This is a genomic window from Streptomyces sp. NPDC059787 (genome assembly GCF_042732315.1).
GTDB classification, from domain to species: Bacteria; Actinomycetota; Actinomycetes; order Streptomycetales; family Streptomycetaceae; genus Streptomyces; species Streptomyces atrovirens.
On sequence record NZ_JBHWHX010000022.1, the window covers coordinates 17,801 to 30,568 of the forward strand.

The window sequence follows — 12,768 nt, forward strand, 5'->3', positions numbered from 1 at the left end:
CAGCCGGGCCTGAGATCACCCGTCCGGCCCACCCACATCGCCCCGTACCGGGCATCCGCCCACGCTGGGGTGCATGACCGCCCCGATACCCAGGGACCTCCCGGACATCCCCGCCCTGCCGCGGACGCATCCGGTGTCGGCCGCCCTCTTCGCCCCCGCCAGAGCCGTCGTACCCCTGGTACGCCGCCCGCTGACAGCGGCGTACCGCCTGGTCCTGGCGCTGCTGGCGGCGGGGGCGGTGGTGCTGGAGACCCTCCTCGGCGGCCCGGCCCGGGTCCTGAGCCACTTCGCGGTCCAGAGCGCGGCCCTGCTGGCCCTGGTCACGCTCGCCTCGGCCCGCCGCGCCTGGAGCGCCCGCCACCCCCTGCCGGGCGCGATCACGGGAGCGGCCCTGCTGTACGTGATCACGGCGTCCCTGGTCCACCACATCCTCCTGGCGGACGCGCCCCCGCGCTTCTCGATGACGGACGGCACCGCCGGGGCGGCAGCCTGGCTGGAGCCGCTCGCCGCCCACACCCTGCACACGGTGCTCCCCGTCGCCGCGCTGCTGGACTGGCTCCTCCTCACCCCGCCGGCCCGCACCCGCCTCCGCCAGGCCGCCACCTGGCTGCTGTACCCCCTGGCCTACCTGGCCTTCACCCTGGCCCGGGGCGAACTCCTCCCCGGCTCCCCCACCCGCTACCTCCACCCCTTCCTCGACGTCGCCCGGCACGGCTACAGGAACGTCCTCGCCAACGCCCTCCTCCTGGGCCTCGCCCTCTACGCCCTGGCCGTCCTCCTCGTGGCCCTGGACCACACCCGCCCGGACCCGGTCCGCCACCGCCCGAAAACCGGATTTCGTCTCGGGCCCCCAGTGGGCTAAAGTAAACGTCGTCGCCGCGAGAGCAGCGACGATCGGGGTGTAGCGCAGCTTGGCAGCGCGCTTCGTTCGGGACGAAGAGGTCGTGGGTTCAAATCCCGCCACCCCGACAGTGAAGTAACAGGTCAGGGGCCTGATCCGCATCGCGGGTCGGGTCCCTGGCCCGTTTCCTGGGGCTCTTGGGAGTCGTTCGGGAGCCACCTTCGGAATCCGGGCTCCCGGCATCGGGCTTCCCTCGTCGTCAGAGCCTGCCGTTACCGTCGCCGAGGACAGTTCTCCCTCGGCCATGAGCGGTGAGCAGGACATGGCAGGCCGAGGCGAAGGTCTTCAGCGGCATTCACGGCCGGCATGTGATCCGCCTCGACGACTCCGCAAGGAAGCGTCAGGACCTGGCGACTCCGTCTGCGGGGTGCGCCGTGCGGCCGGCCGGTACGGACCGGCATGACGCCGGCGACCTCACTCCGCCTGCGCCGCCAGGTGGCGCGCTTCCGCCGGGACGAAAGCCTCCCTCGTCGCAGGCGACCGGGACTCCTCGGCTCAGTGCCCGCTACGTCGACAACGGGCCGAGAAAGAACCGCATCCTCGACGAGGCCGAGCGGCTCGCCCGCGCAGCCGTCCTCACCGAAGCTCGGTACGCAGGCCACGGTCCCCCCGCGCTCTCACCCGGGCCGTCGCGTGACGCAAGCCGGATACGGCCGGACGGGCGGCTCCTCGCACCGGCGGTGAGCCACCGGGTGCCGGGGCAGCGCGGCAGCCCGGCGGGTCCCGCCGTGCCGTGGTGTCCGCACCACGGCACGGCGGGCGACTGCACGTCGCCCCAGGAAGTCCTTGTCCGGTACGAAGCGTCAAGCAGACGGTATTCCGATCGGATTCTCCGACGCGATGCGACTCACGATCTCCTGCCCGGCAGAGTGCAGGAAGAAATGATCGCCAGGAACCTCGTACTTCACGAACGAGGACCGGGTGTACGCACTCCACTGCTCCATGACGGCTCCGTCGGCATCGTCGTCCGCACTGCCATAGAGGGCGACAATTGGGCAGCCCAGGTCGGCAGAGCCGGTCGGGCGATAATTGTCGAGTATGGAGTAATCGGCACGGATGACCGGAATGTAGAGCTCCATGAGTTCGTCGTTCTCCAGCAGCTCCGGGGGTGTTCCGCGCAGTTCCAGCAGCCGTTTGCGGAAATCGCGGTCCGGGCGGTCGAAGACAGGCACCTCGGGAGTCGCCAGGTGTGGGGGCCTGCAGGCGGACACCACCAGGGAGCTCGGCCCCGGACGGCCGTCCGCGATCACCCTTCTCCCGAGCTCATAGGCGATGATCGCCCCAAAACTGTGGCCGAAGACGACGTAGGGGACGTGACCCTCGGCATCGATCGCGGAGGACAGGTCGTCCAGGAGTCCGGACAGGTCGGAAACCGGGCTGTCCGTGCACCGCGATCCGCGCCCCGGCAGCTCGACCGGAATGACATTGAGGAATTCAGGAGCGCACGCCTTCCAGCTGTCAAAAACACGCGCGGAACAACCGGCATAAGGCAGGCAGTAAAGGTTGATCTCCTGCTCGCCGACCGGCGCCGGCGAGGGAATCAGCGCCTCGACGCGTCGGGAAAGTCCTGCGATGGTGGGGTGCTGAAATATTTCCTGGAGAGGAACCTTGAAACCCAGTCCGGCCGTGAGAGAACGCTGCAACTGGACCAGCAGGGCGGAGTTTCCCCCCGCGTCGAAGAAATTCTGGTCGTCGCGCGCGGACTGGATCTCCAGCGTTCTCAGCCACGCTTCCGAGACGATGTCCCGGTAGGTTCCTTCCAGTGGCACGGTGCGGTTCACCGGACTGCCTCCCCACCGGCCAGGGCCATGCGGTCGACCTTCCCGGCGGCAGTCCGGGGAAGATCCGGCAACACGCTGACGCGGGCCGGCGTGTGGCTGGGGGGAAGGCGGTCCCGCAGCCATTCCTTGACCGCCGCCTCACACGTCCGCTCCGCGGCCGCGACCACGAACACCGTGATGAAGGCTCGGTCGGGGCGGTCGCCGTCGCACAGGAGGGCAACCGCTTGGGAGACGTCGGGGTGTTCCTCCAGGACGGACTCGATCTCCCCGAGTTCGATGCGGTGACCGCGCAGCTTGATCTGACCGTCGTCACGGCCGAGGAACACCAACGAACCGTCGGTGTTCCGACGTGCCCGGTCCCCGGTCCGGTAGACGAGAGTTCGGCCGTGCGGCGTTCGGTGGTGACAGAAGCGTTCGCTCGTCAGCCGGGGGCGTCGCAGATATCCCTTCGCGAGTCCGGCGCCGTAGAGCAGGATCTCGCCCTCATCCGTACCTCCGTGGCCCTCGGTGTCCAGACAGGCGAACGTGTCCGGGAGAGGGGAACCCAGCGTGATCGGGCCGTCGGCGCCGATCAGAGCGGCGGTCGCCCAGATGGTGGCCTCCGTGGGACCGTACAGGTTCCACAACTCCTTGCAGGCGGGTACGAGCTGCCGCGCCAGGGCCGGGGTGAGGGCCTCGCCCCCGCACCAGACGCGGCTGCCGGGCGCCCCGCTCCAGGTGCCCGTGGTCACCAGCCGCCAGAAGCTCGGGGTCGCCTGCACCACGTCCGGCGCGTGTGCGTCCAGGAAGTCGACGAACACGTCGGGGTCGAGTCGTGCGTCGGCGGGGGCCACCAGAAGCCGGGCGCCGACCGTGAGCGGAAGGAGCATCTCGGCCATGGAGATGTCGAAGGAGAGCGACGTCATCGCGACCATGGATTCCCCGGCCGTGAGGCCGGGGGTGCGGGCGAGGCCGGACAGACGGTCGAGCAGCGCCGTGTGACCGACCATGACGCCCTTGGGCGCGCCGGTGGATCCGGACGTGTAGAGGACGTAGGCCACATCGGCCATCGCACCGTCGGCATCCGGCGCACCGTCGGCCTCGGGCACGTACTCCGGTTCGGTCACTTCGAAGGCGCATTCCGCGGTCGCGCGCACGACGAGCGACGGGCGGGCGTCCGTCAGGATCCTCCCCCGGTGCTCCGGAGGGCTCTGCCGGTTCAGCGGTAGCACCGGGCAGCCGGCGCGTGCGGCGGCGAGGATCGCCACGGCGCCGCTGAGCGGACTGTCCAGGTCGAGCGCCACCAATGAGCCCCGTTCGACCCGGCGCCCGATGACCTCGGACAGCCCGGCCGCGTGCCCGACCAGTTCGCGGTACGAGTACCGTTGCTCGGCCACTGCCGCCGTGGCCTCCGGATCACGCCGCGCCTGTTCGTGGACGACGTCCCATATGGTCCGCATGACGCTAGGCCCCTTCCCGCACCAGCTCGTCCACACGGCTCGCGTAGTCGGCCAGTACGGGGTTGCCGAAGAGCACGGTGAGCCCGATGTTCACGGCGAACTGCTTGCGGACCTCGGCGGTCACCCGGGCGGCCCTGATGGAATGGCCGCCGATGGTGAAGAAGTCGTCCCGGGCGTCGGGACGGTGACCGAGGTACTGGGCCCAGATGTCCGCCATGCGCTCCAGGGTGGTTCCCCCGGTCATCGGCGTGTCAGCGGGCGGGGCGGTGAGAAGGGCCGCGGGCAGGGCGCCGCGGTCGATCTTTCCGTTGGTGTTCAAAGGGATCCTCTCAACGTGGTGAATGGCGTTGGGCACCATGTAGGCCGGGAGTCTCCGGGCGAGAGCGGCGCGGACTCCGTCCTCCCGTGCCGTCCCGCAGTGGAAGAGGAGCAGCGCCGGGTCGCCGTCCGGGCCGGGGAGGACCGTCGCCGCCGCCTGCTCGACGCCGGGCACGTCCAGCGCCGTCTGCTCGACCTCGGCGAGTTCGACGCGGTAGCCGCGCAGGCTGACCTGTCCGTCGCGCCGCTCGACGAACTCGAGCTCGCCGGCTTCGTCCCAGCGGCAGAGGTCCCCGGTGCGGTACCAGGTGGAGCCGTCCGCCCCGCGCACGAAGCGTTCGGCCGTCAGAGCCTCGTCGCGGTGGTACCCGAGGGCGAGGACCTCGCCGCCGACCCACAGTTCGCCCTCTTCGCCCGGAGCGACGACGACACGGCCGGCGGGGTCGGTCAGCCGCACCGTGGCGTTGGTGATCGGGCGGCCTATGGCAGGCAGGCCGGTCCGGGGCGCATGGCGCAGGTCGTTCCCGGCGGTGGTGACCACCGTGGACTCGGTCGGGCCGTAATGGTTGAAGACCGCCACGGGGAAGTCGGCAGGCGGATGCAGCCGGAGCCTGTCACCGCCGGTCGTCATGATCCTCAGCGATCCCGGTATGCCGTCCAGGGCGAAGAACTGCTCCGCCAGAGGGGTGCTGAGGAAGCACTGCTCGATGGCGCAGGCCTCGATGTACCCGGCGATCGCGGTGATGTCGGCCGTGTCGACACCGATTTCCGGGAGCACCAGCGTGGCACCGTTCGCGAGGGTCGACCACACCTCCCACACCGAGGCGTCGAACCCCAGACCGGCGACGGCGCCGACCCTGACTCCGGGGCCCGTACCGTAGGTCCGATGGTGCCAGTCGATCAGGTTGACCAGGCTGTGGTGGCCGACGGCGACTCCCTTGGGGGTGCCGGTGGAGCCGGAGGTGTAGATCACGTAGGCGGCGGCACCGCCCGCCCGGCCGGCGTCGCCGGCACCGCCGTACGGAGATGGAGAAGCCGGGGTGCTCACGCCCGTGCCGTCTGGATCCGGGATCCTCCGGCGCTGCTCGGGTTCGGCGACGACGCCCAGCTGCCCGGCGCCGGAGAGGACCGTGCGGATCCGGTCGTCGGGCAGCGACGGGTCCAGCGGAAGGTAGGCGCATTCCGCCCGCCAGATGCCGAGCTGCGCCACCACGCCGGGAATCCCGCGGGTGAAGAGAGTGGCGACGATCCCACCGGGTGCGTGGCCCGCCATGTCTCTCACGCTTGCCGCCACCTCGGCGGATCGGTCCCACAGCTCCCCGAAGGTGAGCCGTTCCTTTCCACATTCGACGGCCGGTTCGTGGGGAGCGCGTCGGGCCAACTGCTCCATGAGGCGTTGCACGGTCCGCCGTTCGGGGCGGTCCGCTGCCAGGGGGTTGCTTCTGTGGTTCATGACACTTCCAGCTCAAGCCGTTCCAGCACCGGGATTCCGAAGTGGAGCCTTGTCGTCGGGGATTCGACCAGCCTCACGTCCTGCCATGCCCGGGAGATCTTTTCGATGACGATCCGGGCCTCCATGCGCGCCAGTCCCGCGCCCAGGCAGTAGTGCTGCCCCTGGCCGAAGGCCAGATGCTTCTTGATCCTGCGGTCCAGCCGGAGAGCGTCGGGGTCGGCGAAGACGCCGGGGTCGCGGTTGGCGGCCCCCAGCATGAGCAGGACCAGGTCGCCGGCCTCGATGCGCTGTCCCTCGATGGTGACGGGCGCCGTTGCGACACGGGCCACCTGCCGCACCGAGGTGTCGAACCTGAGGAGTTCCTCCACCGCGGCAGCCGGGTCCGCGATCCGCAGCTCCCGCCATGCGCCGGCGTGCAGGACGGAACGCAGTGCCCTGCCGATGAAAGTCGACGTGGTCTCGAACCCGGCGTAGACGATGAGTCCCGCGACGGCCACGATGTCGGCCTCGTCCGTCTCACCGCTCTCCCTGGCCTTCCTCAGCACGGCGAGACCGCTGTCGGGTGGGAGGTCGGGACTCTCCAGGGCCGTGGTGACGGCGTGCTCGATCTGGCTCAGTGCCAGGTCTCCGCGACGGGACACCTCCGGGAGGTAGTCCGCGACGAGCAGCGCCGCGATGTCCTGGGACCAGCCCTCCAGCCGTGGGGCGATGTCGGCGGGAAGACCCAGCACCCGGCAGATCACCCTGCTGGACAGCGGGACGGCCAGGTCGGCCATGACGTCGATACGGCTGTGCCGTCCGGCCAGCAGGTCGTCGACCTGTTCTTCGACGAACGGGTGCAGGAGGGCGAGTCGGCCGGCGGAGAAGAGCGGAGCGACGAGACCACGCAGGACCCTGTGGCGCGTGCCGTCGTTGAACATGAACCAGCGGCGCACGCTGTCGGCGGTGCGACCGCCCGGGTCCACCGTTTCGGCCGGGTCGTGCAGGACGGTACGGCCGCGTTCCGGCCAGGCGGACGACAGCGCCGGATGCCGGATCAGTTCACCGACCTGTTCGGTCCCGGTGATGAACCAGACCCCCAGCACCTCGTCCCGGTGGACGGGCGGGACTTCCTTCAACGTCAGGTAGTCCGCACAGGGATCGGGCTGGACGACGGCCGCGTGCGCGTAGGGACAGGCGCTGGACACGGATCAACTTTCCTCACTCGCGGGGAACGCGCTCAGTACTCGAAACTCAGGGAGACGGTCCGGTCGATCTCCGGAACGAGCCGGGCCAGCTGTGCGTGCGTGTCCACGCCGCCGTAGCACACGTAGACGTTCGCCAGCCTGCCCAGGCGCCAGTCGAGCGTCGCCCCTTCCTCGTATTCCGCGGTCACCAGGGAGATCTCCGCCCTGTCCCGCAGCCGTTCCACCCCGCGCACGGCGCACAGGCGCTTCGCCCCGGCGGGTGGGGGCTTCGCGTAGAGGAAGGTGACGCGGCCGGGATCCCACGCGTCCACCAGGCGGGGCGTGTCCGGCCCGCCGAGGGCGAGTTGCACCGCGATCCGCACCAGGCTGGGGCCGCCCGCCTTCTGCACCAGTTCGTTGACCCGTCCGCCCAGGCGCCCGTTGACCTCGATGGCCTGCGGCCCGTCAGGGGACAGCTTCACCTCGGTGTGGCAGATCCCGTGACGGACGCCCAGAGCACGGACGGCCCGCGACACGAGAGAGGTCACCGCGGCGGCGGTGTCCGGCGGCACATCCGCCGGGAAGAAGGAACCCGTCTCTCGGAAGGGCTTGGCCAGCGGGAACTTCCCGAGGACCGCCACATGTTCGATCCGGTCGTGGAAGACGGCGGAGTCGACGGAGACGTAGTCGCCCCAAGGGCCCTCCGCGGGTGACGCGGCGATCTCCGCCTCGAGCACGAACGGCTCGGACGGGGCGCACCCGTCGTCCGGGAAGACGTCCGCTGCGGCGCGTTCCGCGTCGTGCGCGTCAAGGATCCGGTAGGTGCTGCGGCTGCCGGTGCCGGTGTCCGGCTTCAGCACCGCGGGCCCTCCGATCCGGGCGAAGGCGTCGAGCAGCGAGAGCCGGCCGGTGACCAGTTCGGTGGCGACCGCCGACGCGCCGTGGTCATTGAGCAACTGCCGCTGCACGGACTTGCGGGTCAGTGCCCGCACCACGGCAGGGCTGTGGAAGGGCAGACCGAGTTCCGCCGCCAGCCTGGACGTCAGGTCGAGCTGGTAGTCGCTGAACGTCACGATGCCGTCGGGGTTCAGGCGCCGGAGGTGCTCGACCGCGTCGGTGAATTCCATTCCCCGGATGTCACAGAGGACACCGAACTCCGTCATCAGATCGGTGGCAGGCTCCTCGTGCTCGGATTCCGGACAGACGAAGACAGGGACCGCGAATTCCTCCAGGGCGGTCACGATGTCCGTGATCCCGGCGGATCCCACGTCATGGACCACGGCTATTCTCGGCGTCTTCCGCACAGGCCTTTCCGGCCGTTCCGACTCACGCACGGACGCCCTCCCCCCGGAGAAGGCCGAGCACAGCGGACCTGGTGTCCGGATGACGGAGCAGATCGGCCCGGTCGCAGTCGATGCGTACCGTGCGAACGCCCTCGCCGCACAGCCATTCCGGAGCCTCGGTGTGCCCCCGGGAGACGACGCTCACCGTGCGCCGCGTCCGCACGGCGGGTCCGGCGTCGCCGCAGGCCAGCAGATGACGGATCCAGGTGATGTGGGTTCCGTCGACCGTCTGGGCGACAAGGCCGGCAACGTCGTCGTCGGTGACGCCGTCGGCGGCCAGCCCGCGGACCATGCGGCGCACCAGGTCTGCTCGTACCGCGTCGACGAGCAGGTGGGGCCGGTCCGCCAGCTCCATGACGTCCAGTGGGGGATCCGCCGGCCCGGGCGCGTCCTCCTCGATCTGCCGGACCGCGGTCAGGTAGCAGTCCTCGATGTCGCCGAGGGTGCAGGGGCTGGCGTCGAAGCAGATGAGGAGCGGCGTTTCGCCCGTCTCCCGGGCCACGACCTCCGCGTAGTGGGCGGCGACGCCGCTCGAGGCGCAGTAACCGAGCACGGCGGACACCCGTCCGCCCTCCGGCGGTCCCTCGCCGAACAGGGCCTCCGCGTAGGACGCCGCGGTGGTGTCGGCACCGCCGTGGTGGTTCAGCAGGTAACGCGTGCCGAATCCCTCGTGCTCCAACTTCAGGTCGGCGACGTACGCCTCCGGACGGCGCCCCGGATAGTCGATGATGTCGAGAGTCGACGACTGCCTTGACGGGTCAACCATGGCTCAAGCCAGCCCTTCCATGAGATTCCGGCAGCACATTGGACGGCAGCACGTTCAGACCTGCCGGCGACGACCTGCCGGGGCTTCCTCGCAGTGCCGTGACGATGGTCCGTGCGGCGCTTCCCGTCCCGGTCCTGTCTCACTCCCGACAACGGAACGGTGACCTGCCGATACCTCTCACCGCGGCCCGAAGTGAACACTGTTGATCTATACGGCCGATGACTTATGATCCCCAGGCCAAGCCCTCCACCTCGGGTTTTGGGCATGGGGGGAATGCGATCGATGACAACCGAAACCTTGGGAGAAGACAGGAATCCGTCCGCAGGGGAGCTCCGGTTCCACGTGCTCGGACCACTCGAAGTGTGGGCCGGCGGCGAACGGGTGCGGCTTGGCGGCACCATCCAGGAGCGGGTCCTGGCCACGCTGCTCCTCGACCCGGGACGGGTGGTTCCGGTTACACGGCTGGTCGAGGCCGCCTGGGGGGAGACTCCGCCCGCGACCGCAGCGCACCAGGTGCGCAAGGCCGTCGCCGACCTGCGGCGGCGCCTGCCGTCCGGCGGGGAGGTGATCAGCACCGACGGCCCCGGGTACCGGGTGCTCACATCGACCGGCACCCTGGACCTCCTCGACTTCGACGCGCGCATCCAGGCGGCTGACCAGGCCGTGGCCGACGGCCGGCCGGACGACGCCTGTTCCGAGCTGCAGAACGCACTCGACCTGTGGCAGGGCCCTGTCCTCGCGGGTGCGGGCGGCCCCGTGGTCGACCGTGCGGCAACCGCGTTGGAGGAACGCCGCCTCGCCGCGGTCGAGCAGTTGCACGACCTGCGTCTGGGACTCGGCGCGAGCAGCGAACTCGTCGCCGGCCTGCGAGCCCTCGTCGACGCGCACCCCCTCCGGGAGAAGCTGCGCGGCCAGCTGATGCTCGCCCTGTACCGCTCGGGCCGGCAGGCCGACGCCCTGGAGGAGTACGGGAAGGTACGCGAGCTGCTCGTCGAGGAGCTCGGTGTCGACCCCGGACCCCAGCTGGTCAAGCTGCACGAGGGGATCCTGCGGGAGAGCACCGAGCTGGCCGCCCCGCAAGGCCGGCCCTCCGTCCCCGTCGAGGCGTCCGCCGGACGGCGCGGACCGGTCTGCACACTGCCGTACGCCCTGCCGGACTTCACTGGCCGGGACAGGGAACTGGCCTTCCTGCTCGACCGGGTGCGGGCCGAGAGCTGGCCGGACGAACACAGCGCCCGGGTGGTGGCCATCGACGGAATGGGCGGTACGGGAAAGACGTCGCTCGCGGTACGGGCCGCCCACCAGCTCACGGCGGAGTTCCCGGACGGGCAGCTCTATGTGGACCTGCGCGGGTTCACGCCCGGCGAGCAGTCCCCCGTCTCGGCCTCGACGGCGCTGGACATGCTGCTGCGGGCGTTCGGCACCCCGAGCGAGCGCATTCCCGAGGACCTGCCCGGCCGCACCGCGGCATGGCGGGCCTCACTGGCGGGACGCCGCATGCTGCTCCTGCTCGACAACGCCTCCGACGCCGCTCAGGTCATCCCCCTGCTGGCGGCTCCCCCGGGCTGCCTGGTGCTCGTCACCAGCCGGGTCCGGCTGCTCGACCTGGACGGTGTCGAGTGGATCTCCCTGGGGCTGATGCCTCCCGAGGACAGCGCCACGCTGGTGGCCCGGACACTGGGCGCGGCCCGGGTGGCGGCCGAACCGGAGGCCGTCGCGGAACTGGCCGAACTGTGCGGCCATCTTCCCCTGGCACTGCGGATCGCCACCGCCCGGCTGCGCAACCGGCCGCGGTGGACCGTGCGGCATCTGGTCGAGCGACTGCTGGACGAGAGCCGCAGGATGGACGAGCTGAGCTCGGGCGACCGCAGTGTCTCGGCCACCCTGCAGCTGTCGTACCTGGCGATGGACGAGCGGCACCGCTCCGCGTTCCGCGTCCTCGCCCTGCACCCGAGTGCCACCATCGACGCACACTCGGCGGCCGCACTGCTCGGCGTCGGCGTCCGGGACGCCGAGGACATCCTGGAGCTGTTGCTCGACGTGCACCTGCTCCAGCAACCGGACCTGGGCCAGTACACCTTCCACGACCTGGTGCGCAGCTTCGCCCAGAGCCGGTGCGGACCGACGACGGAACGGACCGACGCGGGCGCTCTCGTACAGCTGCTCCGCTACTACGTGACGGCCACCGACGTGGCGTGCGACGTGCTGTTCCCCGGCCGCGCGGCCCGCTCCCACGGGATCACCCCTTATGAGGGCGAGCTTCCGGAATTGCTGGAGGAGAAATCCGCACGGCTCTGGTTCGGCCGTGAGCACCGAGGGCTCCTGGCGGCCGTGGACCTGGCCGACCGGCTCGGCCACGACCGGCACACCGGCTGGCTGGTCCGCAATCTCGCCTTCCATCTGAACGCGGGCGGGTACTTCGAGGAGTTCCGGACGTTCGGCCGCCTCGCCGTCCGGGCCGCACGCCGGCTCGACGACCCGGTCCTCCTGAGCATCAGCCTGTCCAGTCTGGGCGTGGCCTGCTGGAAGCTCGGCTCCTTCGAGGAGGGCATCACCGTGGCCCGTGAGGGACGCGCGATCGCCGTGCGCCTCGGCGATCGGGACGCGGAGGCGCACAGCGAGTCCACCCTCGGCCTGCTGATGTCGATGCTGGGGCGGTACAACGAAGCGCTGCCCCTGCTGAAACGAGCCATCAGACTGGCCAGGGAACTGGGCACCCCGCGTTCGGAGGCGGAGACCCAGACGAACCTCAGCTCGCTCTACGCGCGTTGGGGCCGTTACCCGGAGGCGGCGGCAGCCGCCCGCCAGGCCCTCGAACTGGAGCGTGGCACCGCCGACCCCGTGAACGAAACCATGGCTCTGGCCGATCTGGCCTTCGCCCAGCTGGGTATGGGCCAGTACGCGGATGCCGGGACGAGTCTGAACCGGGCCCTCGGGAAGTGCGACGAAAGCGTGCCGCAGGGGGACGTCGCCCTGGTCGTCGCGTTGTCCGCCGAGGTGGCGCACCGTCTCGGCGACAGCGCCGCGGTGGCGGGGCTGGCCGAGCGTGCCCGGACCCTCGCACGGTCGGGCGGTACACCGGTCCGCCAGGCGAGGACCGAGAACATCCTCGGCCGACTGCACACCACCCAGGGGCAGTACGCGTCGGCCATGGCGCTGCACGCCCACGCGCTCGCACTGGCGTCGGCCATCAGTTTCCGTTCGGAGGAAGCATCGGCGCACCTGGGTCTGGCACGGGCGGCCGAAGGACTCGGTGACGCCGCAGCGGCCGGAAGGAGCCGAGCTGCGGCAACCGAGCTGTTCGACCGCATGGAGCTTCCGGCGACCGGCCGCGGTTACTGACCAGGGCCCGGAAGGTCACCGCTCGACGGTCGCCGGCCCCTTGTTGTCCGCGACGACGTGCTGCGCGCCCGACTGCCCGACCGTGCCGGACTGCGCGGTCGCGCCCAGACCGAGCGTCAGGGCGACAGCCGCGATGATTCCTGCCAGTCCGACCAGCTTGGTGCGCATGCTTCGACTCCCCTGTGATGTGCGGGCGGTTACGGCGCCGTGCGGCGCGTTGCCCGTTCGACGTCCGTGACGATTCCGCAAGCCGCTCCCG

At 70.5% G+C, this 12,768-nt stretch carries 9 protein-coding genes and 1 tRNA gene; 3 read left to right on the top strand and 7 right to left on the bottom strand.

What is annotated here, in order from left to right:
- The first annotated feature begins 73 nt into the window (after positions 1 to 73).
- Both ACFV5H_RS21455 and ACFV5H_RS21460 read left to right on the top strand, forming a co-directional pair.
- Positions 74 to 862 (top strand): Pr6Pr family membrane protein, encoded by a 789-nt coding sequence (locus ACFV5H_RS21455; RefSeq protein ID WP_385196696.1) that lies wholly within the window; start codon positions 74 to 76, stop codon positions 860 to 862.
- A gap of 33 nt (positions 863 to 895) precedes the next feature.
- Positions 896 to 969 (top strand) — tRNA-Pro (locus tag ACFV5H_RS21460).
- Between the two features lie 735 nt (positions 970 to 1,704).
- On the opposite strand, the gene ACFV5H_RS21465 is transcribed toward ACFV5H_RS21460, so the two are convergent.
- From ACFV5H_RS21465 to ACFV5H_RS21490, 6 genes are read right to left on the bottom strand one after another with little or no spacing between them, the layout of a single operon-like run.
- Positions 1,705 to 2,682 carry an alpha/beta fold hydrolase gene (locus ACFV5H_RS21465; RefSeq protein WP_385045993.1) on the bottom strand — a complete coding sequence of 326 codons (978 nt, stop codon included), beginning with the start codon at positions 2,680 to 2,682 and terminating at the stop codon, positions 1,705 to 1,707.
- Positions 2,679 to 4,121, bottom strand: coding sequence for an AMP-binding protein (locus ACFV5H_RS21470; RefSeq protein WP_385045996.1), 1,443 nt, complete (start codon positions 4,119 to 4,121; stop codon positions 2,679 to 2,681). The genes ACFV5H_RS21465 and ACFV5H_RS21470 overlap by 4 nt, the downstream gene beginning before the upstream one ends.
- Positions 4,122 to 4,125: 4 nt before the next feature.
- A complete protein-coding gene (locus tag ACFV5H_RS21475; RefSeq protein WP_385045999.1) occupies positions 4,126 to 5,892 on the bottom strand; it encodes a non-ribosomal peptide synthetase in 1,767 nt (588 codons plus the stop codon).
- On the bottom strand, positions 5,889 to 7,079 hold the full coding sequence (locus tag ACFV5H_RS21480; RefSeq protein WP_385046001.1) for a cytochrome P450: 1,191 nt from the start codon (positions 7,077 to 7,079) through the stop codon (positions 5,889 to 5,891). The genes ACFV5H_RS21475 and ACFV5H_RS21480 overlap by 4 nt, the downstream gene beginning before the upstream one ends.
- 32 nt (positions 7,080 to 7,111) lie before the next feature.
- Entirely contained in the window at positions 7,112 to 8,326 is a 1,215-nt protein-coding gene (locus tag ACFV5H_RS21485) for an acetyl-CoA carboxylase biotin carboxylase subunit family protein (RefSeq protein WP_385196699.1), read from the bottom strand.
- 58 nt (positions 8,327 to 8,384) lie between these two features.
- Positions 8,385 to 9,167, bottom strand: coding sequence for a hypothetical protein (locus ACFV5H_RS21490; protein WP_385046006.1), 783 nt, complete (start codon positions 9,165 to 9,167; stop codon positions 8,385 to 8,387).
- A gap of 342 nt (positions 9,168 to 9,509) precedes the next feature.
- On the opposite strand from ACFV5H_RS21490, the gene ACFV5H_RS21495 reads away from it, so the two are divergent.
- A complete protein-coding gene (locus ACFV5H_RS21495) occupies positions 9,510 to 12,509 on the top strand; it encodes a BTAD domain-containing putative transcriptional regulator (RefSeq protein ID WP_385046008.1) in 3,000 nt (999 codons plus the stop codon).
- A gap of 15 nt (positions 12,510 to 12,524) precedes the next feature.
- Here ACFV5H_RS21495 and ACFV5H_RS21500 read toward each other — a convergent pair whose 3' ends face one another.
- The gene (locus ACFV5H_RS21500; RefSeq protein WP_385046011.1) at positions 12,525 to 12,677 is read right to left on the bottom strand and encodes a hypothetical protein; all 153 of its coding nucleotides are present in this window, start codon (positions 12,675 to 12,677) and stop codon (positions 12,525 to 12,527) included.
- Between the last annotated feature and the right edge of the window lie 91 nt (positions 12,678 to 12,768).